Genomic DNA, 26,404 nt, shown 5'->3' with positions numbered 1-26,404 from the left:
ATTTTCAGTCTAATCCATGAGTTTTTTATGCCGTTAACCGATCAACACCGTTTTGGCATGCAGTTGGCGCATATGTCCCGAGGATGGCGTGCCGAGCTGGATCGCCGCTTGGCAGGTTTGGGACTGTCCCAGGCACGCTGGCTGGTGCTGCTGCACCTGGCCCGTTTTACCGAACCGCCTACCCAGCGTGAGCTGGCGCAGAGCGTCGGGGTAGAGGGGCCCACCTTGGCCCGTTTGCTCGACAGCCTGGAAAGCCAGGGCCTGGTGCAACGCCAGGCCGTGGTGGAAGACCGCCGCGCCAAGCGCATTGTGCTGTGCGACACCGCGAAGCCGCTGATCGAGCAGATCGAGACCATCGCCACGGCCTTGCGCCATGAGCTGTTTGTGGGTGTCGATGAAGAGGATCTGCGGGTGTGCATGCGGGTGCATGAACACATCCTCGGAAATCTCGAGAAGTCCTGATCCCAAGTACACAGAAGATCAAAAATGTGGGAGCGGGCTTGCTCGCGAAGGCGGAGTGTCAGTGAATACATGTGCTGACTGACACACCGCCTTCGCGAGCAAGCCCGCTCCCACATGGGTTTTGCGGCGTAGTTAGAAGGTTTGCCCCAGGTTCAGGTACACCGCCTGCTGACTGTCATCGTTAAACCCATAACTGAAATTCAACGGCCCCAGCGGCGTATCAAACCCCAGGAAAATACTGGCGGCGTTGATGTACCCGCTGTCGTATTCATTGTCGTTGTTCCAAGCCCGCCCTCGCTCCAGTGATGCGCCCAGGTACAACGGGAAATCCAGCGGCAAATAAGACCGCGGCGTCAGCCGGCGATAGTAGACCGCGCGCATCAGGCTGATGTTCTGCCCGGCAATCGCATCCTCCCGGAAGCCCGACAGCTGCCGCGCGCCCCCCAGCAGGAAGCTGGAAATCACCACGTCCGACTTATCCAGGGTGCGCCCATAGCGCCCGCCGAGGATCAGTGTGTCCGGCCCGCTGCTCATGGCCTTGTCCAGCTTGAACTCCCACTGGCGATAGCGCTGGTCCGAACCCAGCCCCGGTTCGAACTCCCGGAAGGCCAGGCCAATGTCTTCGCCGGTATGGGGGAAGTACACGTTGTCGAACGAGTCGAAGGAGTACTTCAGCTCATAGAAACCCTCGCTGAAGTTGATGCTCGGTGAATTCCGGTCGCCAATGCGCACATCCGCCTTGCCCCAGGCCTCGCCGACGCCGAAACGAATCTCGCCGCTGTTGCCGATCTGCCGGCCCACGTTCAGGCCGAAGCCGTAGCGTTCCAGGCGGTATTCGGAGATCGGGTTATTGTCTTCAATCAGTTCGACGTTCTGCGCCTGGGCACTGATATAGGGCGCGACGAAGTAGCGTGAACCGGTGTCCATCGGCTGATAGAACTCGCTGTACAGCTCCTGCTTGTCCCCGATCTGCACCCGCGTCAGCCATTCGGCGCCGAGGCGGTTGATGCCGTTCATGCGGTAGCTGGCGCCGAGGTTGAAGGCGCTGTCGCCGCGCATGTCATCCGACAGGTTCAGGCCCAGGCGCAGGTAGTCGGTGCCGCTGCGTTTGCCCCGGGCACTGATGACCAGGGTGTTGTCCTTGCCCTTTTTCACCACGCGGTATTGCACCTGTTCGAAGTAATCCAGGCCGTACAGAGTGCCCATGTCGGTTTGCAGGCGGGCCAGGTCCAGGGGCTCGCCGAGGTTCTGGCGGATGTAGTAGCGGATCACCTCGTCGCCCACCTTGGAGTCGTTCTCTACCTTGATTGCGGTGATCACCGGGTTGCGCTCGCCGGGCGTTCGCGCGGCCACCAGCGACGGGTCCACCGGTTCGGCCGGGCGCAGGTGCGCCAGGCGCACGTCGAGTGCGCGGGTGGCGCGGTAGCCCGCGTCGATCATGTCCTTGGCGCGCCCGAAATCCGTCACCCCGTAGGCGGCCAGGGGCGGCTGGATCAGCACGTCGCGGGGCGCCAAGGCCTTGAGTTGTTCTTCGGAATTGCGCCGGGTCATCAGGGTGATGGACTGGTTGAGCACGTCCACCACGGTGTTGAGTTGCTTACGTGAGCGCAGCGGGGTGCCGATGTCGACGACGATGGCGATGTCGACCCCCATTTCCCGCGCCACATCCAGCGGGATGTTATCGGTCATGCCGCCATCCACCAGCAGCCGGCCATCCAGCTCCACCGGGGCAAACACCGCCGGGATCGACATGCTGGCGCGGATCACCTGGGGCAGGTGGCCTTTGCGGAACACCACTTTTTCACCACTGGTGATGTCGGTGGCCACGGCGCGAAAGGGGATCGGCAGCTTGTCGAAATCCCGCACGTTACTGGTGTGGGCGAACATGCTTTCCAGCAGCAAGGCCAGGTTCTGACCCTGGATCACCCCCAGTGGCAGGCCGAGGCTGCCGTCGTCGCGGAAGCTGAGTTTCTGTTTGACCAGGAAATCCCGGTCATCCTGCTTGCGCCGGAATGGCACGTCTTCCCGCGGTGGCGCGTCAGACAGGGCAAGCTTCCAGTCGATGTTCAGCGCGAGTTTTTCCAGCTCGTCGATCTTGTAGCCCGAGGCGTACAGCCCGCCGATCACCGCACCCATGCTGGTGCCGGCAATCGCATCGATGTGGATGCCCTGTTCTTCCAGGGCCTTGAGCACGCCAATGTGCGCCAGGCCACGGGCGGCACCGCCGGAGAGCACCAGGCCGATCTTCGGGCGCGGGTTTTCGACGGCTTGGACGAGGACAGGGAACAGGCACAGCAACAGGCAGGACAACAGGCGGCGCATCATCAATCTCAAGGCAGGACGATAAAGGCCGGTATTATAGCCACTCGATCCTTTCAACCCGCCAAGCAGGAGCCAGTCAATTCATGTCAGCGGCCAAGCCCGAGATTGTCATCACCTATTGCACCCAGTGTCAGTGGCTGCTGCGCGCCGCCTGGCTGGCCCAGGAACTGCTGAGCACGTTCGCCGATGACCTCGGCAAAGTGGCCCTGGAGCCGGCCACCGGCGGTGCGTTTCGGATTACCTGCGACGGTGTGCAGATCTGGGAACGCAAGGCCGACGGGGGCTTCCCGGAAGCCAAGGTGCTCAAGCAAAGAGTGCGCGACCAGATCGACCCACAACGGGACCTGGGGCATAACGACCGTACTCAGTGAACCTCGGCCGTGGTGGCCGGCTGCTTGGCCGGTTTGGCGCCGCCCATCAGCCCGGACACCACGATGGCCACGATGATCAGCGCGCCGCCCATCAGCATGCGCAGGGTCGGCGTTTCAGCAAACAGCAGCCAGGCCGCGGTGATGCCGTACACCGGCTCCATGGCAAACACCACCGCCGCCGTGCGCGCCTTGAGCACCGCGAGGCTGGCGACAAACAGGCTATGGGCCAGGCCGGTGCAGAACACCCCGAGCAGGCCGATCCACAGCCAGTCCAGTGGTCGCACTTCGGCCAGCCCGGGCGCGGCGACGGGCAACAGGCACAGCGCTACCACCACGTTCTGGCACAAGGCGGCCTGCACCGGCGGGATGCGCCCACTGGCGCGGTTGTTCAGCGACAGCAGCGAGAACAACAACCCGGAGCCGACCGCCCACAACAAGCCGCTGGTGGCCTGGCTGGCGAGATTGAAATCCGGCGTGACCAGCACCAGGCCGATGCTCACCAGCACCACCAGCAGGATCTCGTTGGCGCGAATCCGCTCGCGGAAAATCAGGCCTTCGAGAATCACCGTGAACGCCGGGAAGGTGGCGAAGCCCAAGGTGGCGATGGCCACACCGGCGACCTTTACCGCAATAAAGAAACTCACCCAATGCCCGGCCAGCAGCAGGCCGCTGACCAGCAGGCGGCGCCAGTCGCGGGCTTGCAGCTTCTGCCAGGGCGTGTTGCTGGCAAAGCGCGCAAAGATCGCCAGGGCAATGACCGCGAACGCGGCGCGGCCGAACACGATAATCGCCGGCGAAGCGGCCGCCAGTTTGCCGAACACACCAGTGAGGCCAAACATCAATGCGCCGATATGCAGGGCGCCGAGGGCTGTGCGGGGAGTCATTGCGATCCTTAAACGACGGGTTTACAGGATCGCAGTCTAGAGGGTTGCAGGCATTCGCGTCTGTCGTTGGGCTCGCGGCTTTTGTCGCAGGACTCTTGCTTGGTGAAGATCCCTGTGGGAGCTGGCTTGCCTGCGATGCAGACAACTCGGTCGTTCAGATAGCGCGCGGTGATGCTATCGCAGGCAAGCCAGCTCCTACACCGGGCGGTGCTCGTCTGAAGGCTCGGGGCGAGAGGCCAAACTCGCGCAACATCGCCGCAGCAAATGCACTTTGCGAACCATAGCCCACCCGCGCGGCAATCTCGCCGATCGGCAGCTGGCTGTCGCGCAGCAGGCCGCGGGCCATCTGCAAGCGACGGGTGCGGATGTAGTCCATCGGCGTCTGCCCGCTTTCCGCGATAAACCGTGCATGCAGGCGGGCGACGGACAGGTCGGCGAGCTTCGCCAGGTCCGCCACTTGCAGTGGGTGCGCGGCGTGCCGCTGGATATGCGCATCGAACGCGGCATAGGGCAGGCGCTTGCCCACCGGCGGCTGCGCAAGGTTGAGGCTGGCCAGCAGCAATACGGCGCCTTGCTGGGCGATCAGCGGATCGTCCACCGGGCTGCTTGCCAGCCATTGCACCAGTTGGCTTTGGCGATTGTCGAGGGTCAGGTGTGCGCACCGGTCGAGCAAGCGGCGGCTGGCGTCGGCATGCTCGCCCAGGGACTGCGCCAGCCAGTGCTCATCGGGCACGTCCAGCACCAGGCAGCGGCTGCCATCGCGACTGCGGCATGCGTGATGGGCGGAGTAGGGCAGCACCATCACACTGCTGTGCTGAACCTGGCCGCCCCGGCCATCCACCTCGAAGTCCAGGTGCCCGGACAGGCCAAACACCAGCTGTGCATGGTCGTGGCTATGGGCGATAGGCGCATCGGGGTAGTGGCGTAGCGTGAGGTTGGGTCTCATCGCAGTCTCCTGGGCAGGCCCGCAGTTTACATCGCTTCGCCGCCTGTGGGCGCTGTCATCAGACTGACGCAACACTGTCATGGGCTATTAATCCCGTGGGCGCAAGCTCGCGAAAACACCGTGAGGCATGCCCATGACCAGCGCCGAACTCGCCAAACCCAGCCGCAAGCAACGCGTGCGTACCCTGTGGATTTCCGACGTGCATTTGGGCACTCGGGATTGCCAGGCCGAACACCTCTCGCATTTCCTCAAGGGCTACCACGCCGACAAGGTCTACCTGGTGGGCGACATCATCGACGGCTGGAAGCTGCGCAGCGGCATGTATTGGCCCCAGGCCCACACCAACGTGATCCGCCGCCTGCTGACCATGAGCAAGCGCGGCACCGAGGTGATCTACGTCACCGGCAACCACGATGAATTCCTGCGGCGTTATTCGAAGCTGATCCTTGGCAATATCCAGTTGGTGGACGAAGCGGTGCACGTGACTGCCGATGGCCGGCATTTGCTGGTGATCCATGGCGACCAGTTCGACGTGATCACCCGGTATCACCGCTGGCTGGCGTTCCTTGGCGATTCGGCCTACGAATTCACCCTCACGCTCAACCGCTGGTTGAACCACTGGCGGGCGCGCTATGGCTACGGCTATTGGTCGTTGTCGGCGTACCTCAAGCACAAGGTCAAGACGGCGGTGAGCTTTATCAGTGATTTTGAAGAAGCGATCGCCCATGAAGTGACCAAGCGCGAATTGCATGGTGTGGTGTGCGGGCACATCCACCATGCGGAGATTCGCAAGGTGGGCGAGGTGGACTACCTCAATTGCGGGGATTGGGTGGAGTCGTGCACGGCGCTGATCGAGCACTGGGACGGGCATATCGAGCTGTATCGATTGGCGGATGCCCAGGCGAAAGAGGCACAGCTAAAGGCCGAAATGGTCGCGGGCTAAGCCTCAAACCCACAGACTCACTCGGTCTAAATGTGGGAGCGGGCTTGCTCGCGAATGCGGTGGGTCAGTCACCAGATAATTCGACTGACCCACCGCATTCGCGAGCAAGCCCGCTCCCACATTTGGAGCCGGTTTCTTCAGTCAGGTGTGGGAAACATCCGCGATGGCTTCGGCCAACAGCGTCAACCGCGTCGCATCAATCCCCGCCACGTTCGCACGCCCGGAATTGACCATATACACGCTGTGCTTGTCCCGCAGTTGCTTCACCTGGTCCGCACTCAACCCGGTATAGGAAAACATCCCGCGTTGCGCCGCGATGTGCGCAAACCGCTCCGACAACCCATGGGGCGCCAACGCCTCCACCAGCCCGGAGCGCAACTGCGCAATCCGCGCCCGCATCGCTTCCACTTCCTCGGCCCACTGCTTTTTCAGCCCGGCGTCACCGAGAATCGTCGCCACCACAGCAGCACCATGGTCCGGCGGCGTCGACCACAAGTTACGCGCAATGAACGCCAGCTGGCTGCGCACATCCGTCAGTTTCTCGGCGTCCGCCGCGCACACAATCAACGCGCCGACACGGTCGCTGTACAAGCCGAAGTTCTTCGAGCAGGAACTGGTGATCAGCACTTCAGGCAGCTCAGCCGCGAACAGCCGCACGGCCCATGCATCCTGTTCCAGGCCATCGCCAAAACCCTGATACGCAAAGTCGATCAGCGGCAGCAACTGACGTTCCTGGACGATCTTCAGCACCTGGCGCCAGTCATCGTGGGACAGGTCGAAACCGGTCGGGTTGTGGCAGCAGGCGTGCAGCAGCACCACATCGCCCTCAGGCACCGTCGACAGGGTGGCCAGCATTGCCGCTACGTCCAGACGATTGTCGCTGCCCACGTACGGGTAATGGCTGACCTTGAGCCCGGCCTTGGCGAAGATGGTTTCGTGGATCGGCCAGGTCGGGTTGCTCAGCCATACGCCACGGCCGGGCAGGCTGTGGGCGATAAAGTCGGCGCTCAGGCGCAGCGCGCCGGTGCCGCCAGGCGTCTGGGTGGCGCCGGCGCGGCGTTCACTCAGCAGTGGCGAACCGGCGCCCAGCACCAGCTCGCTGATCAGCGAGCCGAACGCGGCGTTGCCATGGCCGCCGATGTAGGTCTTGGTGGTTTGTTGCTCCACCAGGCGCTGCTCGGCCAGTTTCACCGAATGCGGGATCGGCGTCAGGCCCTGGTCGTCCTTGTACACGCCCACGCCGAGGTCGAACTTGAGCGGGTTCGGGTCCTGGGCATACAGCTCCATCAGCCCGAGGATCGGGTCTCCGGGCACCCGGCCAATTGCGTCGAAATGCATTACTTGCGGCCCTCGGCATCCTTGGCCACTTCGTCGGTGCGCGCGGCCATGATGAAGTCGTTGCGGTGCAGGCCCTTGATGGAGTGGCTCCACCAGGTCACGGTGACTTTGCCCCATTCGGTGAGCAGGCCCGGGTGATGGCCTTCAGCTTCGGAGATCGCGCCCACGGCGTTGGTGAAGGCCAGGGCGAATTTGAAATTCTTGAACAGGAAGACCTTTTCCAGCTGCATCACGCCATCGCGTACTTCGATGTTCCAGTCGGGGATCTGCTTGATCAGCACCGGCAACTCTTCGTCGCTGACTTGCGGGGCGTCGGCGCGGCAGGCTTCGCAGTGGGCTTGGTTCAACGTGGTCATGTGGGTATTCCTGAAATCGAGTATTTGGAAACGGTCGTCAGTAGCGTCACCCTAAAGCAACGCGGGGCCAGGGAACAGACTCACCTGGCCCTAAAAGCCGCAGTTCAAGCCGCTTTTGGCTTGGGCGGGAACTTCGGTGCGTGCAGCCCCAACTGCATCCCGCGTTCGACCATGCCCATGATGTCTTCCTGCGCCACTTCGAACAGGCGCTTGAGGTTGGGCAGGGCGAAGTACACGGGTTGCAGGATGTCGATGCGATATGGCGTGCGCATCGCTTCGAGCGGGTCGAAGGCTTGATGCTCGGGCACGTCCGAGAGGCAGTACACGGTCTCCTTGGGCGAAGACAGGATGCCGCCACCGTAGATGCGCCGGCCTTCGGGCGTGTCCACCAGGCCGAACTCGATGGTCATCCAGTACAGGCGCGCCAGGTACACGCGCTGTTCCTTGGTGGCGGCCAGGCCGAGCTTGCCGTAGGTGTGGGTGAATTCCGCGAACCAGGGGTTGGTCAGCAGTGGGCAATGGCCGAAGATCTCGTGAAAAATGTCCGGTTCCTGCAGGTAATCCAGCTCTTCACGGGTACGAATAAACGTCGCCACCGGAAACTGCTTGTTGGCGAGCAATTCGAAAAAAGTCTGGAAGGGGATCAGCGCCGGCACCCGGGCGACTTGCCAGCCCGTGGTCTCGGCCAGCACTTTGTTGACTTCCGCCAGCTGTGGAATGCGGTCGTGGGGCAGGCCGAGCTTGTCGATGCCGTCCAGGTATTCCTGGCAGGCGCGGCCCTCGATCACTTTCAGTTGGCGCGTGATCAAGGTGTTCCACACCGCGTGTTCTTCGGGCGGGTAGTCGATAAAACCGTTCGCGTCGGGCTCGCGGGCCACGTACTGCGTCTGCTTCATACTGCTCTCCTGCTAGGCATTCGTTCTTGTTATGTCCTGGGATGAGCCTATTGATACGCCGCCTGGGCCAGGAAGCCATCCTCCTGCGCCATGCTTTTGTAGGAAAAGTTACTGAGATTCGTAAAGTTTTCGTTACGGCTGAGGCAATTCGTTCTCCCTGTGGCGTATTTTGGGTGTGAATCGCCTCGCAGCTGTCACATAATCTTGACGATTATCTGCGGCCAGCGGCAAAAAGACGCAGCGACTCCACCTCTTCGGGCCTTCTCATGCGTATCAAAGTGCATTGCCAGAACCGCATCGGCATCCTGCGGGACATCCTCAACCTGCTGGTGGAGTACGGCGTGAACGTTGCCAAGGGCGAGGTCGGTGGCGAGCACGGCAACGCCATCTACCTCTATTGCCCGAACCTGGTGAACCTGCAGTTCCAGGCATTGCGCCCGCAGTTCGAGGCGATTGCCGGGGTATTTGGCGTCAAGCGGGTAGGGCTGATGCCCAGCGAGCGTCGGCATATGGAGCTCAACGCGCTGCTGGGGGCGCTGGAGTTTCCGGTGCTGTCCATCGACATGGGCGGCTCCATCGTCGCGGCCAACCGCGCGGCGGCGCAGTTGCTCGGAGTACGGGTGGATGAGGTGCCGGGCATTCCGTTGTCACGCTACGCCGAAGATTTCGATTTGCCGGAACTGGTACGGGCCAGCAAATCGCGAATCAACGGCCTGCGGGTCAAGGTCAAGGGCGATGTATTCCTGGCCGATATTGCGCCGCTGCAATCCTCCGAGCATGACGACAGCGAAGCCATGGCCGGCGCCGTACTGACCCTGCACCGCGCCGACCGGGTGGGTGAGCGTATCTACAATGTGCGCAAGCAGGAACTGCGCGGCTTCGACAGCATTTTCCAAAGCTCCAGGGTCATGGCCGCCGTGGTGCGTGAGGCTCGGCGCATGGCACCGTTGGATGCGCCTCTATTAATAGAAGGCGAAACCGGCACCGGCAAAGAGTTGCTGGCCCGCGCTTGTCACCTGGCCAGCCCACGCGGCCAGTCGCCGTTGATGGCGCTCAACTGCGCCGGTTTGCCCGAGTCCATGGCCGAGACCGAGTTGTTCGGCTATGGTCCCGGCGCCTTTGAAGGGGCGAGGGCGGAGGGCAAGTTGGGACTGCTGGAGCTGACGGCGGGCGGTACGTTGTTTCTCGACGGCGTCGGCGAAATGAGCGCGCGGTTGCAGGTGAAGTTGCTGCGCTTTCTGCAGGACGGCTGCTTTCGCCGTGTAGGCAGTGATGAAGAGGTGTACCTGGATGTGCGGGTGATCTGCGCGACCCAGGTGGACCTTTCCGAACTGTGCGCCCGGGGCGAATTCCGCCAGGACCTTTACCATCGTCTCAATGTGCTCTCGCTGCATATCCCGCCGCTACGCGAGTGCCTCGACGGTTTGCCGCCGCTGGTGGAGCACTTCCTGGATCAGGCCAGCCGGCAGATCGGCTGCCCGCTGCCCAAGCTCGCACCGGCGGCGATGGAACGCCTCAGCCATTACCACTGGCCGGGGAATGTGCGGCAGTTGGAGAACGTGCTGTTCCAGGCGGTTTCGCTGTGTGAGGGCGGCACCGTCAAGGCCGAGCACATTCGCCTGCCGGACTATGGCGTGCGCCAGCCGCTGGGGGATTTTTCCCTGGAAGGCGGGTTGGAGGAGATCGTCGGGCGCTTTGAAAAGGCGGTGCTGGCGCAGTTGTATGCCGAACATCCCAGCAGCCGTCTGTTGGGCAAGCGGCTGGGCGTGTCCCACACCACCATCGCCAACAAATTGCGCGACTACGAAGTCGTCAAAGCCGAACGCGGTTAAGCCTGTGGGAGCTGGCTTGCCTGCGATAGCGGCGGGTCAGCAAAACAAGTGGTAGCTGATACACCGCCATCGCAGGCAAGCCAGCTCCTACAGTTGATCTTTGTCGGTCTTGATACCTGCACTTGCCGTTAGCGGCATAAGTCCGCCGTTTTTTCGACTCTCTTCCTGCTGCCCTCAGCTGCCACCTGCCGGCAAACCCCCGCCCCGCCTGGACTTTTCCTCATTTCAAAAAGTTGGTTCGCAAATTGCTTAAGCCTCATCAGTACAGCGGTGGGCGGCAAGCGTCCGTCAGAAAGAGGAAAGAGCGTGGATAAGTACCTTTACGTGGCAATGACCGGCGCCAGCCAGAATGCACTGGCGCAGAAGGCCCACGCCAACAACTTGGCGAACGTTTCCACCAATGGTTTCCAGCGTGACCTGGAACAGGCGCGCTCGATGCCGGTGTTCGGTGACAGCTTTCCGGCGCGGGCCTTTGCCTTGACCGAGCGCCCAGGCACGGACTTTTCCCCTGGCGCGATGATTGAAACCGGCCGTGACCTCGATGTGGCCGTCAGCGGTGATGGCTGGATGGCCGTGCAAAACCCGGATGGCGGTGAGTCCTACGTGCGCAGCGCCAGCATGAACGTCGATGCGCTGGGCGTGCTGCGGGCCGGCAACGGTATGCCGATCATGGGCAACGGCGGCCCGATTGCCGTGCCGCCCCAGCAGCAGATCGAAGTCGGCCAGGACGGCACCATCAGCATCCGCGCCATGGGCGAAGGCCCGCGGGTGATGGCTGAAGTGGACCGGATCAAGCTGGTGCAGCCCGACCTCAAGAACATGACCAAGGGCCTCGACGGTACCATCCACACCAAGGATGGCCAGCCGGCCCAGGCCGATGCCAACGTCAAGCTGACGTCGGGCTTCCTGCAGGCGAGCAACGTGAACGCCGTCGAAGAAATGACGGCAGTCCTGGCCCTGTCCAAGCAGTTCGAATTGCACATCAAGATGATGAACAGCGCCAAAGAAGACGACCAGGCCATGACCCGCGTCCTGGCGATGAGCTGATAGCAGCCACACACTAATTTTTGTAGCGCGGCGCCATAAAACAGGCGCACGAAGGAGAAGAACATGCTTCCGGCTCTATACGTTGCCAAGACAGGCCTGTCCGCCCAGGACACCAACCTGACCACCATTTCCAACAACCTGGCCAACGTGTCGACCACGGGTTTCAAACGTGACCGCGCCGAGTTCCAGGACTTGCTCTATCAGATCAAGAAGCAGCCTGGCGCCCAGTCGACCCAGGACAGCGAATTGCCGTCGGGCCTGCAACTGGGTACCGGTGTGGCAATCGTTGGCACCCAGAAGAACTTCAGCGCCGGTAACCTGCAGCAGACCGGCCAGCCACTCGACCTGGCAGTCAACGGCAAGGGTTTCTTCCAGATCCTGCAGCCGGACGGCACCACCACCTACACCCGTGACGGTACGTTCCACCTGGACTCCAACGGCCAGGTCGTGACCGCCAATGGCTTCGCGCTGGAGCCGGCGATTGTCGTGCCGAACAACGCCCAGACCTTCACCGTCGGCAACGACGGCACCGTGTCGATCACCGTGGCCGGCAACCCGGCGTCCCAGGTGATCGGCAACCTGCAAACCGCCGACTTCATCAACCCAGCCGGCCTGCAGGCGATCGGTAACAACCTGTTCCTGGAAACCGCGTCCAGCGGCGCGCCGCAAATCGGCACCCCGGGCCTCAACGGTTTTGGTACCACCCTGCAAAGCACCCTGGAAACGTCCAACGTCAGCACCGTTGAAGAGATGGTCAACATGATCACCACTCAGCGCGCCTACGAGATGAACTCCAAGGTGATTTCCACCGCCGACCAGATGCTTTCGTTCGTAACGCAGAATCTGTAATCAAGTCTATGGGGCGCCCTTGAAGGCGCCTGCAACACCGTGAGGTATGGGTCATGAATCGCTATGTTTCTGTTCTGGCATTGAGTGGGATTGCTGTGCTCGCGGGCTGTGTCGCCCCGACGCCTAAGCCCAATGACCCGTACTATGCGCCGGTGTTGCCGCGCACGCCGTTGCCGGCGGCCGCCAACAATGGCTCGATCTACCAGGCCGGGTTCGAACAGAACCTGTACAGCGACCGCAAGGCCTTCCGGGTCGGTGACATCATCACCATCACGCTGAACGAGAAGACCCAGGCGAGCAAGAACGCCAACTCGCAGATCGGCAAGACCAGCAAGACCAGCATCGGCCTGACTTCATTGTTTGGCGGTGTACCGAACACCAACAACCCGCTGGGCAGCGGTGACCTGAGCCTGGACGCCGGCTACAGCGGCGACCGTGCCACCAACGGCAAGAGTGCGGCAGGGCAGGGCAACAGCCTGACCGGTTCGATCACCGTGACCGTGGCCGACGTGCTGCCCAACGGCATCATCGCCGTACGCGGCGAGAAGTGGATGACCCTCAACACCGGTGACGAACTGGTGCGCATTGCGGGCATGGTTCGCGCCGACGATATCTCCACCGACAACACCGTGCCGTCGACACGGATTGCCGATGCACGCATCACCTACTCGGGTACGGGTTCGTTTGCTGACGCCAGTCAGCCGGGCTGGTTTGACCGTTTCTTCCTTAGCCCGCTGTTCCCTTTCTAGGTGATCACTTTGAACTTCAAACAGCTGATGGCTGCGATGTTGCTGCTGGCCCTGAGCGCAGGCGCCCAGGCCGAGCGCTTGAAAGACATCGCGAGCATTTCCGGCGTGCGGTCCAACCAGCTGATCGGCTACGGCCTGGTGGTGGGGCTTAACGGCACCGGTGACCAGACCACCCAGACCCCGTTCACCCTGCAGACCTTCAACAACATGCTCTCGCAGTTCGGCATCAAGGTACCGCCGGGCTCGGGCAACGTGCAGTTGAAGAACGTCGCGGCGGTGTCCATCAGCGCTGACTTGCCGCCGTTCGCCAAGCCGGGGCAGGTGGTCGATATCACCGTCTCGTCCATGGGTAACTCGAAAAGCCTGCGCGGCGGCACCTTGCTGATGACGCCGCTAAAAGGTATCGACGGCAACGTCTACGCCATTGCCCAGGGCAACCTGGTGGTGGGTGGCTTTGATGCCGAAGGCCGCGACGGTTCGAAGATCACCGTCAACGTGCCGTCGGCCGGGCGGATTCCCGGTGGTGCCTCGGTGGAGCGCACCGTGCCCAGCGGCTTCAACCAGGGCAACAGCCTGACCCTGAACCTCAACCGCTCTGACTTCACCACCGCCAAGCGCGTGGTCGACAAGATCAATGAGCTGCTCGGCCCGGGCGTGGCCCAGGCCATCGATGGCGGCTCGGTTCGTGTGACGGCACCGCTGGACCCAAGCCAGCGTGTGGACTACCTGTCTCTGCTGGAAAACCTTGAGGTTGACCCGGGCCAGGCGGTGGCGAAAGTCATCATCAACTCGCGGACCGGCACCATCGTGATCGGCCAGAACGTCAAGGTTTCGCCAGCGGCCGTGACCCACGGCAGCCTGACCGTGACCATCACCGAAGACCCGATCGTCAGCCAGCCTGGCCCGTTGTCCAACGGCCAGACTGCCGTGGTACCCCGTTCGCGGGTGAATGCCCAGCAAGAAGCCAAGCCGATGTTCAAGTTCGGCCCCGGCACCACCCTGGACGAGATTGTCCGTGCGGTGAACCAGGTGGGCGCAGCGCCCGGCGACTTGATGGCGATCCTCGAAGCATTGAAACAGGCCGGCGCCTTGCAAGCCGACCTGATCGTGATCTGACGCCATGGCCATGGACATGCGCAAGAGCGGCCTGACCAGCACGGCGGATTCGGGTTCCTATTCCGACCTCAACCGGCTTAACCAGTTGAAGGTCGGCGACAAGAACAGCGACGGCAACATGCGCAAGGTCGCGCAGGAATTTGAGTCGCTGTTTCTCGGCGAGATGCTCAAGTCCATGCGTTCGGCCACCGAAGCCCTGGGCAAGGACAACCCGCTGAATACCCCGGCGGCCAAGCAGTACCAGGAAATGTACGACCAGCAGTTGGCGGTTTCCCTGTCTCGCGAGGGCGGCGGTATCGGCCTGGCGGACGTGCTGCTGCGCCAGATGCAAAAGAACAAACCGGTGGACGCCCAGGCGGCCACCCTGCAAGGCCCGGCTGCGCCCGCGAAGAAGGTGGATGTGCCGACTGAAATTGCCGCCGGTACCAAGGCCGATGGCCCGCTGGGCCGCAGCAATGGTCAGCGGCCATTGTGGGCGTACCGCGTGGCGGTGCCTGAAGGCACCAACTCCCACGCCAACGACATGGCGCTGATGAACCAGCGACGCATCTCGTTGCCGAGCAAGCTGACGGATCGCCTGCTGGCCGGCATCGTGCCGGGTGCCGAGGCTACCACTGCCGCCAAGGCCGCGCCGCTGCGCAACAGCGCTGCCGATGATGGCGTGGTCAACAGCACCGCCCGCAGCCTTGCCGCCATACCGCCTCGCGGGCAGATGCAGGTTTACGGCCGCGCCGTCGCCCAGCCACCGCTGGCACCGGCGAAGAAAGCCTTCAGCTCGCAGGATGAATTTGTCGCCACCATGTTGCCGATGGCCAAGCAGGCCGCCGCGCGGATTGGCGTCGACCCACGCTACCTGGTGGCCCAGGCCGCCCTGGAAACCGGTTGGGGTAAATCGGTGATGCGTGCCGAGGATGGCACCAGCAGCCACAACCTGTTCGGTATCAAGGCCGGCCAGAGTTGGCAGGGCGAACAGGCCCGGGCGATCACCAGCGAGTTTCGCGATGGCGCGATGGTCAAGGAGACGGCGCAGTTCCGTTCCTACAATTCCTACCAGGATAGCTTCCATGACCTGGTGACGTTGCTGCAAAGCAATGATCGCTATAAAGAAGTTGTGAAATCAGCCGACAACCCGGAACAGTTTGTGCGCGAGTTGCAAAAAGCCGGTTATGCAACCGACCCGGATTACGCCAGCAAGATTTCGCAGATCGCAAAAACGATGAACAGCTACCAGAACTACGCTGCCGCGGGCGCTTCCACTCATTTATAAGGTCTGAATCATGAGTTTGCTCAATATCGGGATGTCGGGGCTCAATGCCGCCCAGGGATCGTTGTCGGTCTTAAGTAACAACATCGCCAACGTCAACACCCCGGGATACTCGCGTCAACAGAGCGCTCAGACCGCGAATGCGTCGAACGCCTACGGCGGCGTATTTATCGGCACCGGTACGACCCTGGCGGACGTGCGTCGGGTGTACAACCAGTTTCTCACCACGGCTTACCAGAACAGCACGGCACTCGACAGCGATGCCAACGCCTACCTGGACCAGGCCAGTGCCATCGACAAGACCTTGTCGGATTCCAACACCGGCATGTCTTCGGTGCTCAGTGCCTTTTTCGCGGCGGCGCAGACGGCTTCTGCCACCCCGGGCGACGTGTCCGCGCGCCAATTGCTGCTGACCAGCGCCCAGACCCTGAGCAACCGCTTCAACTCCATTTCCGGCCAGTTGAACCAGCAGAAACAAACGATCAACAGCCAGTTGAGCACCATGACGGACCAGGTCAACAAGCTGACGTCCTCGATCGCCTCGCTCAACAAGCAGATTGCCCAGGCCCAGGGGACTTCCAGCAGTGCGCCGGCCAACCTGCTGGACTCGCGTGACGAAGCGGTGCGCTCGCTCAACGAGCTGATCGGCGTTACGGCCACGGAAAAAAACGGACAGTTCAGTATTACGACCGGTACGGGGCAGTCGCTGGTGGAAGGCGGGATATCCAATAATATCTCTGCGGTACCGAGTAGCACCGACAATAGCCAGTACACCATCCAGCTCTCGATGGGCGACTCGTCCATTGACCTTGGCAATGTGGTCACCGGCGGCAGTATCGGTGGCTTGCTGCGCTATCGCAGTGACGTGCTGATGCCGGCCATCAATGATCTGGGGCGCATCGCGATTGCCACGGCAGACACGATCAACAACCAGTTGGGCCAGGGCCTGGACCTCAACGGCGAATTCGGTTCGTCGCTGTTCACCGATATCAACAGCGCGGCGGCGATTTCCCAGCGTAGCCAAGGGGCCGCCGGCAACAGCGCGGGGTCTGGCAACCTGAATGTCACGATCAAGGACAGCAGCCAGCTGACGACCTACGACTACAAAGTCACGTTTACCAGTGGTAACCAGTACAACGTCGTCCGCTCGGACGGCAAGGCCATGGGTTCGTTCGACACCACCACCACGCCGCCGCCGGTGATTGATGGCTTTACCCTGGCACTGGACGGCAAAGGGCCCATGGCTGCCGGTGACAGCTTCAAGGTCAGCCCCACGGCCAACGGGGCCACGGGCATCGGTGTCGACCTGAAGGACGTCAACAAGCTCGCCTTCGCGGGCCCCTTGGCGGGGAACGCAAGCAAGACCAACACCGGCACCGGTACGTTCACACCGCCTCAGCTGACTGTGCCGCTGGATATTCATGGCGGCGCTGATACCGCCCAGTTGCGCGCCGGCATCGAAAACTCCATGCCGGTAAAAATGCTCTTTGGCAAGCCGGCCGCCGACGGCACCCAGTCGTATACGGTGAGCGACGCGCAAGGCAATCCGATCGGTAGTGGCACCATCATCCCGGGCCAGGGCAACAAGATCAGCATCAACGTACCGATGCGCGATGCCTCCGGTGCGTTGATCCCGGGCAAAAGCTTCAACTTCGACACCACGGTCGGCGGCTCGCCTGCCAATGGTGACAGCACGACTTTCTCGTTCAACGCTTCGGGCACCTCCGACAACCGCAACGCCCAGCAATTGCTGGACTTGCAGACCAAGGCCACCGTAGGCGCCAGCGACGGCAGCCCGGGTGTGAGCCTGGTCAGCGCCAACGCCCGACTCGTGTCGCAGGTGGGCTCAAAAGCCAGCCAGGCCGCTACCGACTCCACCGCGACGGGTGCGCTGTTGGCAGCGAACAAGGCGGCCAGCAACTCGGTGTCCCAGGTCAACCTGGATGAAGAGGCGGGTGACATGATCAAGTTCCAGCAGTACTACACCGCGTCGTCGCAGATCATCAAGGCTGCGCAAGAAACTTTCAGCACACTGATTAATGCCCTTTAAAGGAGTCTGGGACGATGCGTATTTCTACACAGCAGTATTTCGACACCAGCGCCAGCAAGTACCAGACGAACTATTCCGGTGTGGTGAAAGCCCAGGACCAGGCGAGCAGCGGTATCCGGGTGCAGACCGCCTCCGATGACCCGGTCGCCGCCGCGCGCTTGCTGCAATTGCAGCAACAGAAAGACATGCTTGGCCAGTTCAACGGCAACATCAACACCCTGCAGAACTCGCTGACCAACGAAGAATCGGTGTTAAAGAGCATCAACACCGCCTTGCAGCGCGGTAATGAACTGGCGCTGCGTGCGGCCAACCAGTCCCTGAGCGATGACGATCGTAAATCCATCGCCAGCGAAGTGGGCGCGCTTGAGGACCAGGTGCTGGGCTTGCTCAACTCCAAGGATGCCAACGGCAACTACATGTTTTCCGGGTCGAAAACCGACACGCCGCCTTACATCCGCAATAACGACGGCACCTACACGTATCAGGGTGACGAGACGCCGCTGAGCTTGCAGATCTCGGACAATCTGTCGATGGCGGGGGGCGACACCGGTAAGTCGATGATGGAAAGTTCGACCAACACCGGTCGCACCCAGGCTACGTTGTTGCCGCCTGCGGTCAATGACGGCAAGGTCGCGGTATCGGCGGGCACGGTGACCTCCGGTGTCACCTACACCAAGAGTTTTACCGACGGCCAGCCCTACAAGCTGACCTTCAGCAGCAGCACGCAGTATTCCGTGACCGACAAGGACGGCAACGACGTTACCTCGGAGATTCCCGGCAACGGCACTTTCGACGCGACCAAAGAGGGCGCATCCAGCGTCAACCTGCGCGGCGTCAAGTTCGATATCAGCCTGACGCTCGGCGCGGACGTTGCGCCCGGCGCTGACTCCGACGCACTGGTGGCGGGCAAGGCGTTCACCCTGCAATCCAAGCCGGACACCTTCAGTGCTTCGCGTTCGCCAGGCAACGCGTCGACTGCACAAGTGACCGGTGGCCAGGTGACGGATCAGGCGGCCTACGCCAGCACCTTCCCTGATACCGGTGCGGTGATCAAATTCACCAGCGGCACCACGTATGAGGTGTATGCGCAGCCCTACAGTCCGAACAGCAAGACCATCGCGACCGGCACCATGGCTGCCGGTGCCACCTCGATCAACGCGGCCGGCGTGACGTTCGACATCAGTGGTGCGCCAGGGGCGGGCGACCAGTTTGCGGTCAGCGCCGTCAGCAACAAGAACGAAAACGCCCTGGACACGTTGAGCCAATTGCGCAAAGCCCTGGAAACGCCGGCTGACGGCAACCTGGTCGCGCAGAACAACCTCAAGGATGTGGTGGCCAAAACCATCGGCAACCTGAACAACGCCAGTTCACAGATTGACCAGGTGCGCGGCTCCATTGGTGCTCGCCAGAATGCCCTGGATCTTCAAACAGATGAAAACACCAGCCTGGGGACTGCCAATACCAACACCATGAGTTCCTTGGGCAACGTTGACATGGGTCAGGCGGCGATCAACCTGCAGCTTCAGCAAACCATGTTGCAGGCCTCTCAGTTGGCCTTTGTGAAAATCTCTCAGTTGAGCCTGTTCAACAAAATGTGATGTCCGCAGCTGCAAACCGGCGGCTCACCCTGGAAACGGGGTGGGCCGTTGTGGTTTTTGGCGTTTGTATGTCCCCGTGTTTCGCACAAAGCGCAGAAAATTGAGTGACCTGTGAGTCATAAAGCGCATCTTCACTGTATCGTGTGAAAAGGATAGGTCGTCGCCAGGTCTCTGCGAGGGCCTGCCGCCAGGGTAAAAAGGCGGTTTTCGGCGAGTTTTTTGCGGGGTCATCCCCATTATTGTCAGCACCCGGCGACGTGTCTCGCGGGGTGTTCTCCAGCTATTTAGTATTGGGAAGCCACAATGATTGGCATAAAAAGCATCGCCAGTTACGTGCCGGCAGACGGGATTGATAACTACGCCCAGGGTGCCAAATTCGCCAAGGATGAAGAATTCATCATTGGCAAGATCGGTTCGGCGTTCCTGCCGCGCAAGGATGCCGCGCAGGAAACCTCCGATCTGTGCGTCGAGGCGGTCAACGCCTTGTTTGCCAACAACCCCGATTTGAAGCGCGAGTCCATCGATGCGCTGATCGTCGTTACCCAGAACGGCGACGAAGAGGGCTTGCCTCACACCGCCGCCATCGTCCAGGACAAGCTGGGCCTGCCGACGCACGTGGCGGCGTTCGATATTTCCCTGGGCTGCTCGGGCTACGTCTACGGCATCTATGCGATGAAGGGCTTCATGGAGGCTACCGGCCTGAAGAATGGCCTGCTGGTGACCGCCGATCCGTACTCGAAGATCGTCGACCCGGAAGACCGCAACACCACCATGCTGTTCGGCGATGCCGCTACCGCCACCTGGATGGGTGAAGACGCGCCGTGGCAGTTGGGCAAGTCCAAGTTCGGCACTGACGGTTCCGGTGCGCCGCACTTGAAGGTCAGCGATGGCGTGTTCTTCATGAACGGCCGCCAGGTGTTCAACTTCGCCTTGCTCAAGGTGCCGGCGCATTTGCACGAGCTGCTCAACGAATCGGACCTTAAGGCTGACGAGATCGATGCGTTCTGCATCCACCAGGGCAGTGCGGCGATTGTCGACGCCGTGGCCCGACGTTTCGAAGACGCGCCGGTGGACAAGTTCATCAAGGACATGGTCGAGACCGGCAACACCGTGTCCTCGAGCATTCCGCTGCTGCTGGAAAAGCACATGCTCGACTCCACCTGGAAGCGCGTCGCCATCAGTGGTTTTGGTGTGGGGCTGTCCTGGGGTTCGGCGATTTTGCACCGCCCTTGACGACTTAAAGGCGCTGCACAAAAAAACGCCCATGATCGAAAGATCCTGGGCGTTTTTTATTTGGCGCCAGAAAGCCAACAATTGCTGGGGTTTGGGCTATCGTAAATGCTTGAATTAAAAGGGGTGGCACGGCGCCAGTAAAAAAAATCAAAAAAGTCCTCAAGCAACCTGCTTTCACGACGATAACTATTACGAAGGTTCTCTAGGCCACACCCGGCGGTTGCCAGGGCCGGAAGCCGCAGTACACCACCCACGAGGATTTCGTCATGGCATTAACAGTAAACACCAACCTTGCTTCGTTGACCGTTCAGAACAACCTGAACAAGGCTTCCAGCGCACTGCAAACTTCCATGCAGCGCCTGTCCTCCGGCCTGCGTATCAACAGCGCCAAAGACGATGCGGCCGGCCTGCAAATCGCTGGTCGTCTGACCAGCCAGATCAATGGCCTGGGCGTTGCCATCAAGAACGCCGGTGACGGTAACTCCATCGCGCAAACTGCTGAAGGCGCGATGCAGCAATCCACCAACATCCTGCAGACCATGCGTTCCCTGGCTCTGTCGTCCGCTAACGGCTCCCTCAGCGCTGACGACCGTAAGTCGAACCAGGCTCAGTACGCGGCTCTGAGTTCGGAATTGACCCGTATCGCATCGACCACTACCTTCGGTGGCCGTAACCTGCTGGACGGTTCTTTCGGTACTACCGCTTTCCAAGTAGGCGCGAACGCCAACCAGACCATCAACATGAGTCTGGGTAACGTAGCGGCCAGTAACATCGGTTCGCAGCAACTGCTGTCCAACGCTCAGACGCCAAGCCTTAACGGTGTTGCGGGCGGCACTATCACTGTGACCGGTGGTGGTCAGGTGTCGAACGCTCTGACCATCGCTCAAGGCGCGTCGGCCAAGCAAATTGCTGCCCAGCTTAATGGCGCAGTAGGCGGTCTGGCGGCCACTGCTAGCACTGAGCTTCAGTTCACGCTTCCTGCTGGTGGCTTTCCTGCGGCCACTCCTAGCGGTAAGTTCGACCTTACAGTCGGCAGCGGTCCTACTGCCTCTACTGTTTCGTTCGTGGGTATCACCAGCGCTGCCGACCTGGCGGGTCAACTGAACTCCAACGCTGCCAAACTGGGTATCAGCGTTAACTTCAACCAGTCGACCGGCGCCCTGTCGATCAAATCCGACTCGGGTGAGAACTTCACCTTCGCCAATGCTGACACCGGTGCCCAAACTATCGGCATTGCCACTAAAGGCGGCGACGGTAAGTTCAATGCTACCGTGACCAACCTGGCCGCAACCAACCTGACCGCTACCGGCCAAGTTTCGTTGAACTCCAGCTCCAGCTACTCGCTGGCTGGCAACGGCGTTACCGGTGTGTTCGGTGCTGCAGCTGCTACCGCTGTCAACTCGGCGCAAGTCGTCGTCAGCAATACCGACGTGACCACTGCTGACAACGCACAGAAGGCTGTAGACGTGCTGACCCAAGCACTGTCCACCATCGACTCCCAGCGTGCTGACCTCGGTGCGGTACAAAACCGTTTCGACAACACCATCGCCAACCTGCAGAGCATCTCGGATAACTCCACCGCTGCCCGTGGCGTGATCCAGGACGTTGACTTCGCCGCTGAAACTGCTCAGCTGACCAAGCAACAAACTCTGCAACAGGCTTCGACTGCGATCCTGTCCCAGGCGAACCAACTGCCATCCGCTGTACTGAAGCTGCTTCAGTAATAACGGCACTTGGTAACTGACGGAAGGGCGCGTTTACGTGCCCTTTTGTCTTTTGTCTAATGAGGTGATTGGTCATGGACATGAGCGTCAAACTGAACCTGTCTTACCCTGCGGCAGCGCCACAGAGTGCACCCGCTCCTGTCAGTGCCGATCCGCAGAAGCCCAAGGTGGACGCCGTTGCTGGCGCGAAAGATGCCCAGCAGCCATCGAGCCACACCGACTTGAAAAAAGCGGTCAACGACATAAACGAATTCATCCAGGCTGCCCAGCGCAAACTGGATTTTTCCATTGATGACTCCACCCACCAGGTTGTGGTCAAGGTCATTGCGACCGAAAGCGGTGAGGTCATTCGCCAGATTCCTTCGGAATTGGCCCTGAAACTCGCCCAGAGCCTTCATGACGCCAGCAGCTTGCTGTTTGACGCCAAGGTCTAAACTGGCATGAACTTTGTTGCGAAAACTGCCTAGAGCGTGATTCGTCAATAAAGCATCAGCCCCGGATTAGGAGAAAGACGATGACAGTCGTAGCAGGTCTAACGGTCAACGGCCCGGGTACGGGCATCGACGTTCAAGGTCTTGTGAAGTCGTTGGTGGGGTCGCAAACCGCACCCAAGCAAGCGCAGATCGACAGCCAGACCAAAACATCCACTGCGCAACTGACCTCAATCGGCAAGATCCAGGCGGCTCTGGACGCGTTCCGGGGCGCGCTGGACACCATGACCAAGACTGTTAACTTCAGCGGCTTGAGTTCGACGCTGTCGAACGACAAGCTCGCGACGGTCACGTTGGGCCCAGGTGCCGCCGCCGGCAACTTTACGCTGGGTGTCACCCAATTGGCCACGGCGTCAAAGGTCTCCACCGCAGTAATTCCTGGCGGGCCGACGGCCGTTGTCAATTCTGGGGTCTCGGCGACGGTGTTTACGGTCTCCCAGTCCGGCAAGAATTACAGCGTCAGTGTGCCACCGGGCGGAACCCTGCAGCAGGTGCGCGATTCGCTCAACTCGCAGTACGGCAACGCGGGCTTGAGTGCCAACATCCTGACTGACTCCAACGGTTCGCGGTTGGTGGTCACATCGTCGACGACCGGTGTCGGTAGCGACATCACCTTCAAGGGTTCCTCGGGCCTGGATACGGGTGCGACGGTTGTGGGCTCGGCGCCGCAGAACGCCATATATAACCTTGATGGCAGCCCTCAAGAGTCCACGAGTAATACCCTGCCCGACGCAATCAGTGGTGTGAGCATTACCTTGACGGGGGTTTCGGGGACCGATGCCCCTTCGACGATCAAAGTCTCTGCGAACAGCGCAACCCTGAAGTCGGCAGTCAAGGGCTTCACAGATACCTACAGTGCGTTGGTCAAGGCTGTGAATGCCGAAACTCAGGTCACCACCAATGCCGACGGTTCCGTCACGCCAGGCCCGTTGACCGGGGACAGTTCGGTGCGCAGCATGATGGCGTCGATCCGCAACGTGATGAACTCGGTGACCGGTAGCGGCTCGTTTTCATCCCTGGCGCAGTTTGGCGTGACCACGGACCAGACAGCGGGCACCCTGAGCGTCAGTGATGTGGCGTTTGACAAGGCGGCCCTCACAAACGGCTCCGACATCAACAGCATCTTCATTGGCCCCAACGGGCTGCTGGCAAGCCTGACGAATGCCACCGCCAACTTTGCGCTGAGCAAGACCGGGGTGTTCGCCGAAAAGTCCGCGACCCTGCAGGATAACCTCAGGGACCTGACCAACCAGCAGACCGCCTTGAACACGCGTTCTGATGCCCTGACGGCATCCCTGACCCTTAAATACAACGCCATGGACTCCCTGGTTGCCCAGCTCAAGGCTCAAGGCGACAGCGTCATGACCACGCTCAACTCGCTGAACAATCCGAAGTCCACCTGATTGGCGGATGGATAAAGCCCGCCGAAGGCGCTGTGTCAAAGCGCCAGGCGGGCTAAAGTTTTGTGTAACGCCGTCGACATAATAATCAGCGTCCACCCTTTTAGTTGTCGCCTGTCACGAGGTAGAAACATGAATCCCATGAGAGCCCTTCGCCAATACCAGAAGGTCAACACCCACGCCCAGATCTCCGAAGCCAGCCCGCACCGCCTGGTGCAGTTGCTGATGGAAGGCGCACTGGATCGTATGGCGCAGGCCAAGGGTGCGATGGCTCGCGGTGATATCGCGCAGAAGGGGTTGATGCTGGGCAAGGCGGTGGACATCCTCGTCGGGTTGCGTGACGGCCTGAACCCCGAGAAGACCCCGGACCCGATTGCACTGCAGCAGTTGGATAACCTGTATGCCTTCATGACCATGCGTCTGCTGGAAGCCAACCGTCAGAATGACGCTGCGATGATCGATGAGGTCGCAGGCCTGATGATTACGCTCAAGGAAGGCTGGGATGGTATTGCCACAGAGGTACAGTAGGCCGTAAGGCCTGAGGACGATGTCATGAGCCAAGCATTGCAAAAAATCGACGAGACCCGTGAGGCGCTGTCCGAGGCGTTGGCTGAACGCAACTGGGGGGCGATCGGCGAACTGGATTTGGGCTGCCGCGCGTTGATCGATGCTGCGCTCAACGAGGAATCGGCGGATGAGGCAGCCATTCGGGCAAAACTGGAAGACTTGCTTTCGGTCTACCAGCAGTTGCTTGAGGCGACGACAGGGGAGCGACAGGCTATTTTCGAAGAGATGTCGCAGTTCAACCGAGCTAAACATGCGTCAAAGGTTTACCATATGTTCGGCTGAAGGCTCAGTTAATCCGAACACCGCGCGTCATAAATTTGACTGTGCACGATTTTTTGACTTAACTAGTGCTATTTTCAGACGTCAGAAAGCCGTAGCGCAGAAAATGCCTACAGCAATCTAGATTGCCCCAACTCGAGGGCATTAGAGTTTTACTAGGGAAGTTGCTATTGCATGTGGCGTGAAACCAAAATTCTGCTGATCGATGACGATAGCGTTCGGCGCCGCGATCTGGCGGTGATCCTGAATTTTCTTGGCGAAGAAAATCTACCCTGTGGCAGCCACGACTGGCAGCAGGCGGTCAGCTCTTTGTCGTCGAGCCGCGAAGTCATTTGTGTGCTGATCGGGACGGTAAACGCTCCTGGTGCAGTTCTGGGCTTGTTAAAGACACTGTCGACCTGGGATGAGTTCCTTCCGGTGTTGCTGATGGGCGATATTTCTTCCGTGGACCTTCCGGAAGACCAGCGCCGCCGCGTGCTTTCCACCCTCGAAATGCCCCCCAGCTACAGCAAATTGCTCGACTCCCTGCACCGTGCCCAGGTCTACCGCGAGATGTACGACCAGGCCCGCGAGCGCGGCCGTCACCGCGAACCCAACCTGTTCCGCAGCCTCGTCGGCACCAGTCGTGCGATCCAGCACGTGCGCCAGATGATGCAGCAAGTAGCCGACACCGACGCCAGTGTGCTGATCCTTGGCGAGTCGGGCACCGGCAAGGAAGTGGTCGCACGCAACCTGCACTACCATTCCAAGCGTCGTGACGGGCCGTTCGTGCCGGTCAACTGCGGGGCGATCCCGGCAGAACTGCTGGAAAGCGAACTGTTCGGCCACGAGAAGGGCGCCTTTACCGGGGCGATCACCAGCCGTGCCGGGCGTTTTGAACTGGCCAACGGCGGCACCCTGTTCCTCGACGAAATCGGCGACATGCCGCTGCCGATGCAGGTCAAGCTGCTGCGGGTATTGCAGGAGCGCACCTTCGAGCGCGTGGGCAGCAACAAGACCCAGAGCGTCGACGTACGCATCATCGCGGCCACCCACAAGAACCTCGAAAGCATGATCGAGGTCGGCAGCTTCCGCGAAGACCTGTACTACCGCCTCAACGTATTCCCGATCGAAATGGCGCCCCTGCGCGAGCGCGTCGAAGACATCCCGCTGCTGATGAACGAACTGATCTCGCGCATGGAACACGAAAAGCGCGGTTCGATTCGCTTCAACTCGGCGGCGATCATGTCCCTGTGTCGCCACGGCTGGCCGGGCAACGTCCGCGAGCTGGCCAACCTGGTGGAGCGCATGGCGATCATGCACCCGTACGGGGTGATCGGCGTGGTCGAGCTGCCGAAGAAATTCCGCTACGTCGACGACGAAGACGAGCAATTGGTGGACAGCCTGCGCAGCGACCTGGAAGAGCGCGTGGCCATCAACGGCCACACACCGGACTTCGGCTCCACCGCCATGCTGCCGCCGGAAGGCCTGGACTTGAAGGACTACCTCGGCAGCCTCGAACAAGGCCTGATCCAGCAGGCACTCGACGACGCCAACGGTATCGTCGCCCGTGCCGCCGAGCGCCTGCGCATCCGTCGTACCACCCTGGTGGAGAAGATGCGCAAGTACGGCATGAGTCGCAAGGAAGGTGATGAACAGGCGGATGATTGACGCCTGTTTTTCAACTGACTGAAAACTAAGCCTATTT

General features: G+C 60.9%; 24 protein-coding genes. 18 read left to right on the top strand and 6 right to left on the bottom strand.

All coding sequences use genetic code 11. The features are described 5' to 3' along the window. Window positions 1–27: 27 nt before the first annotated feature. On the top strand, window positions 28–462 hold the full coding sequence (locus tag AC3WKX_RS02155) for a MarR family transcriptional regulator (RefSeq protein ID WP_004371158.1): 435 nt from the start codon (window positions 28–30) through the stop codon (window positions 460–462). Between the two features lie 132 nt (window positions 463–594). Here AC3WKX_RS02155 and AC3WKX_RS02150 read toward each other — a convergent pair whose 3' ends face one another. Continuing rightward, complete coding sequence (locus tag AC3WKX_RS02150) at window positions 595–2,784, bottom strand: patatin-like phospholipase family protein (protein ID WP_003214625.1); 2,190 nt, start codon at window positions 2,782–2,784, stop codon at window positions 595–597. An 83-nt stretch (window positions 2,785–2,867) separates the two neighbouring features. On the opposite strand from AC3WKX_RS02150, the gene AC3WKX_RS02145 reads away from it, so the two are divergent. Continuing rightward, a complete protein-coding gene (locus AC3WKX_RS02145) occupies window positions 2,868–3,155 on the top strand; it encodes an Rdx family protein (protein WP_003214624.1) in 288 nt (95 codons plus the stop codon). On the opposite strand, the gene AC3WKX_RS02140 is transcribed toward AC3WKX_RS02145, so the two are convergent. Next, a complete protein-coding gene (locus tag AC3WKX_RS02140; RefSeq protein ID WP_003214622.1) occupies window positions 3,149–4,039 on the bottom strand; it encodes a DMT family transporter in 891 nt (296 codons plus the stop codon). The two genes, AC3WKX_RS02145 and AC3WKX_RS02140, sit on opposite strands and share 7 nt — an antisense overlap. Before the next feature lie 154 nt (window positions 4,040–4,193). Next, complete coding sequence (locus tag AC3WKX_RS02135; RefSeq protein ID WP_102606513.1) at window positions 4,194–4,985, bottom strand: AraC family transcriptional regulator; 792 nt, start codon at window positions 4,983–4,985, stop codon at window positions 4,194–4,196. 133 nt (window positions 4,986–5,118) lie between these two features. On the opposite strand from AC3WKX_RS02135, the gene AC3WKX_RS02130 reads away from it, so the two are divergent. Continuing rightward, window positions 5,119–5,928, top strand: a complete 810-nt coding sequence (locus tag AC3WKX_RS02130; protein WP_003214618.1) for a UDP-2,3-diacylglucosamine diphosphatase — start codon at window positions 5,119–5,121, stop codon at window positions 5,926–5,928. Window positions 5,929–6,069: 141 nt separating this feature from the next. Here the strand turns inward: AC3WKX_RS02130 and AC3WKX_RS02125 are convergent, their stop codons facing one another. The 3 genes from AC3WKX_RS02125 to phhA all read right to left on the bottom strand — a co-directional run bounded on the left by AC3WKX_RS02125 (window position 6,070) and on the right by phhA (window position 8,518). Next, entirely contained in the window at window positions 6,070–7,266 is a 1,197-nt protein-coding gene (locus tag AC3WKX_RS02125; RefSeq protein ID WP_102604680.1) for an amino acid aminotransferase, read from the bottom strand. Further along, complete coding sequence (locus tag AC3WKX_RS02120; protein WP_010166022.1) at window positions 7,266–7,622, bottom strand: 4a-hydroxytetrahydrobiopterin dehydratase; 357 nt, start codon at window positions 7,620–7,622, stop codon at window positions 7,266–7,268. The genes AC3WKX_RS02125 and AC3WKX_RS02120 overlap by 1 nt, the downstream gene beginning before the upstream one ends. Before the next feature lie 104 nt (window positions 7,623–7,726). Beyond that, window positions 7,727–8,518: a phenylalanine 4-monooxygenase gene (gene phhA / locus AC3WKX_RS02115; RefSeq protein WP_003214615.1), complete on the bottom strand. Its 792-nt coding sequence runs from the start codon at window positions 8,516–8,518 to the stop codon at window positions 7,727–7,729. Window positions 8,519–8,784: 266 nt separating this feature from the next. Here phhA and AC3WKX_RS02110 point away from each other — a divergent pair, with 266 nt between their 5' ends. The 15 genes from AC3WKX_RS02110 (at window position 8,785) to AC3WKX_RS02040 (ending at window position 26,367) form a co-directional block, all read left to right on the top strand. Then, a complete protein-coding gene (locus tag AC3WKX_RS02110; protein ID WP_003214613.1) occupies window positions 8,785–10,350 on the top strand; it encodes a sigma-54-dependent phenylalanine hydroxylase transcriptional regulator PhhR in 1,566 nt (521 codons plus the stop codon). 306 nt (window positions 10,351–10,656) lie between these two features. Beyond that, a complete protein-coding gene (locus AC3WKX_RS02105) occupies window positions 10,657–11,397 on the top strand; it encodes a flagellar basal body rod protein FlgF (protein WP_003214611.1) in 741 nt (246 codons plus the stop codon). Between the two features lie 63 nt (window positions 11,398–11,460). Then, a complete protein-coding gene (gene flgG / locus AC3WKX_RS02100) occupies window positions 11,461–12,246 on the top strand; it encodes a flagellar basal-body rod protein FlgG (protein ID WP_003214609.1) in 786 nt (261 codons plus the stop codon). A gap of 53 nt (window positions 12,247–12,299) precedes the next feature. Beyond that, window positions 12,300–12,995 (top strand): flagellar basal body L-ring protein FlgH, encoded by a 696-nt coding sequence (flgH, locus tag AC3WKX_RS02095; RefSeq protein ID WP_003214607.1) that lies wholly within the window; start codon window positions 12,300–12,302, stop codon window positions 12,993–12,995. A 27-nt stretch (window positions 12,996–13,022) separates the two neighbouring features. Next, the gene (locus AC3WKX_RS02090) at window positions 13,023–14,111 is read left to right on the top strand and encodes a flagellar basal body P-ring protein FlgI (protein ID WP_032899355.1); all 1,089 of its coding nucleotides are present in this window, start codon (window positions 13,023–13,025) and stop codon (window positions 14,109–14,111) included. A gap of 4 nt (window positions 14,112–14,115) precedes the next feature. After that, window positions 14,116–15,378 carry a flagellar assembly peptidoglycan hydrolase FlgJ gene (gene flgJ / locus AC3WKX_RS02085; protein WP_102604681.1) on the top strand — a complete coding sequence of 421 codons (1,263 nt, stop codon included), beginning with the start codon at window positions 14,116–14,118 and terminating at the stop codon, window positions 15,376–15,378. Between the two features lie 10 nt (window positions 15,379–15,388). Continuing rightward, on the top strand, window positions 15,389–17,425 hold the full coding sequence (gene flgK / locus AC3WKX_RS02080) for a flagellar hook-associated protein FlgK (RefSeq protein ID WP_102604682.1): 2,037 nt from the start codon (window positions 15,389–15,391) through the stop codon (window positions 17,423–17,425). Between the two features lie 14 nt (window positions 17,426–17,439). Next, complete coding sequence (locus tag AC3WKX_RS02075) at window positions 17,440–19,023, top strand: flagellar hook-associated protein 3 (protein ID WP_003214602.1); 1,584 nt, start codon at window positions 17,440–17,442, stop codon at window positions 19,021–19,023. Between the two features lie 303 nt (window positions 19,024–19,326). Next, window positions 19,327–20,256, top strand: a complete 930-nt coding sequence (locus AC3WKX_RS02070; protein WP_003214601.1) for a ketoacyl-ACP synthase III — start codon at window positions 19,327–19,329, stop codon at window positions 20,254–20,256. A gap of 266 nt (window positions 20,257–20,522) precedes the next feature. Next, complete coding sequence (locus tag AC3WKX_RS02065; protein ID WP_008434854.1) at window positions 20,523–21,980, top strand: flagellin N-terminal helical domain-containing protein; 1,458 nt, start codon at window positions 20,523–20,525, stop codon at window positions 21,978–21,980. Window positions 21,981–22,054: 74 nt separating this feature from the next. Beyond that, window positions 22,055–22,414: a flagellar protein FlaG gene (locus AC3WKX_RS02060; RefSeq protein WP_008434852.1), complete on the top strand. Its 360-nt coding sequence runs from the start codon at window positions 22,055–22,057 to the stop codon at window positions 22,412–22,414. A gap of 80 nt (window positions 22,415–22,494) precedes the next feature. Further along, window positions 22,495–23,874 (top strand): flagellar filament capping protein FliD, encoded by a 1,380-nt coding sequence (gene fliD / locus AC3WKX_RS02055; protein WP_102604683.1) that lies wholly within the window; start codon window positions 22,495–22,497, stop codon window positions 23,872–23,874. A gap of 129 nt (window positions 23,875–24,003) precedes the next feature. Beyond that, window positions 24,004–24,399, top strand: a complete 396-nt coding sequence (gene fliS / locus AC3WKX_RS02050; protein WP_003214591.1) for a flagellar export chaperone FliS — start codon at window positions 24,004–24,006, stop codon at window positions 24,397–24,399. A 24-nt stretch (window positions 24,400–24,423) separates the two neighbouring features. Continuing rightward, the gene (gene fliT / locus AC3WKX_RS02045) at window positions 24,424–24,720 is read left to right on the top strand and encodes a flagellar protein FliT (protein ID WP_003214590.1); all 297 of its coding nucleotides are present in this window, start codon (window positions 24,424–24,426) and stop codon (window positions 24,718–24,720) included. Between the two features lie 171 nt (window positions 24,721–24,891). After that, the gene (locus AC3WKX_RS02040; protein WP_003214588.1) at window positions 24,892–26,367 is read left to right on the top strand and encodes a sigma-54 dependent transcriptional regulator; all 1,476 of its coding nucleotides are present in this window, start codon (window positions 24,892–24,894) and stop codon (window positions 26,365–26,367) included. Window positions 26,368–26,404 lie beyond the last annotated feature (37 nt).

Source organism: Pseudomonas sp. GP01-A4, from assembly GCF_058780865.1.
The sequence above is the reverse complement of the archived record's forward strand: the minus strand, read 5'-3'. Positions and strand labels throughout refer to the sequence as shown.

What these genes read in the sequence shown, in the direction of transcription:
- AC3WKX_RS02155 (WP_004371158.1), top strand. Translation starts at nt 28, where the DNA reads ATGCCGTTAACCGATCAACACCGTTTTGGCATGCAGTTGGCGCATATG.
- AC3WKX_RS02150 (WP_003214625.1), bottom strand. Translation starts at nt 2,784, where the DNA reads ATGCGCCGCCTGTTGTCCTGCCTGTTGCTGTGCCTGTTCCCTGTCCTC.
- AC3WKX_RS02145 (WP_003214624.1), top strand. Translation starts at nt 2,868, where the DNA reads ATGTCAGCGGCCAAGCCCGAGATTGTCATCACCTATTGCACCCAGTGT.
- AC3WKX_RS02140 (WP_003214622.1), bottom strand. Translation starts at nt 4,039, where the DNA reads ATGACTCCCCGCACAGCCCTCGGCGCCCTGCATATCGGCGCATTGATG.
- AC3WKX_RS02135 (WP_102606513.1), bottom strand. Translation starts at nt 4,985, where the DNA reads ATGAGACCCAACCTCACGCTACGCCACTACCCCGATGCGCCTATCGCC.
- AC3WKX_RS02130 (WP_003214618.1), top strand. Translation starts at nt 5,119, where the DNA reads ATGACCAGCGCCGAACTCGCCAAACCCAGCCGCAAGCAACGCGTGCGT.
- AC3WKX_RS02125 (WP_102604680.1), bottom strand. Translation starts at nt 7,266, where the DNA reads ATGCATTTCGACGCAATTGGCCGGGTGCCCGGAGACCCGATCCTCGGG.
- AC3WKX_RS02120 (WP_010166022.1), bottom strand. Translation starts at nt 7,622, where the DNA reads ATGACCACGTTGAACCAAGCCCACTGCGAAGCCTGCCGCGCCGACGCC.
- phhA (WP_003214615.1), bottom strand. Translation starts at nt 8,518, where the DNA reads ATGAAGCAGACGCAGTACGTGGCCCGCGAGCCCGACGCGAACGGTTTT.
- AC3WKX_RS02110 (WP_003214613.1), top strand. Translation starts at nt 8,785, where the DNA reads ATGCGTATCAAAGTGCATTGCCAGAACCGCATCGGCATCCTGCGGGAC.
- flgG (WP_003214609.1), top strand. Translation starts at nt 11,461, where the DNA reads ATGCTTCCGGCTCTATACGTTGCCAAGACAGGCCTGTCCGCCCAGGAC.
- flgH (WP_003214607.1), top strand. Translation starts at nt 12,300, where the DNA reads ATGAATCGCTATGTTTCTGTTCTGGCATTGAGTGGGATTGCTGTGCTC.
- AC3WKX_RS02090 (WP_032899355.1), top strand. Translation starts at nt 13,023, where the DNA reads ATGGCTGCGATGTTGCTGCTGGCCCTGAGCGCAGGCGCCCAGGCCGAG.
- flgJ (WP_102604681.1), top strand. Translation starts at nt 14,116, where the DNA reads ATGGCCATGGACATGCGCAAGAGCGGCCTGACCAGCACGGCGGATTCG.
- flgK (WP_102604682.1), top strand. Translation starts at nt 15,389, where the DNA reads ATGAGTTTGCTCAATATCGGGATGTCGGGGCTCAATGCCGCCCAGGGA.
- AC3WKX_RS02075 (WP_003214602.1), top strand. Translation starts at nt 17,440, where the DNA reads ATGCGTATTTCTACACAGCAGTATTTCGACACCAGCGCCAGCAAGTAC.
- AC3WKX_RS02070 (WP_003214601.1), top strand. Translation starts at nt 19,327, where the DNA reads ATGATTGGCATAAAAAGCATCGCCAGTTACGTGCCGGCAGACGGGATT.
- AC3WKX_RS02065 (WP_008434854.1), top strand. Translation starts at nt 20,523, where the DNA reads ATGGCATTAACAGTAAACACCAACCTTGCTTCGTTGACCGTTCAGAAC.
- AC3WKX_RS02060 (WP_008434852.1), top strand. Translation starts at nt 22,055, where the DNA reads ATGGACATGAGCGTCAAACTGAACCTGTCTTACCCTGCGGCAGCGCCA.
- fliD (WP_102604683.1), top strand. Translation starts at nt 22,495, where the DNA reads ATGACAGTCGTAGCAGGTCTAACGGTCAACGGCCCGGGTACGGGCATC.
- fliS (WP_003214591.1), top strand. Translation starts at nt 24,004, where the DNA reads ATGAATCCCATGAGAGCCCTTCGCCAATACCAGAAGGTCAACACCCAC.
- fliT (WP_003214590.1), top strand. Translation starts at nt 24,424, where the DNA reads ATGAGCCAAGCATTGCAAAAAATCGACGAGACCCGTGAGGCGCTGTCC.
- AC3WKX_RS02040 (WP_003214588.1), top strand. Translation starts at nt 24,892, where the DNA reads ATGTGGCGTGAAACCAAAATTCTGCTGATCGATGACGATAGCGTTCGG.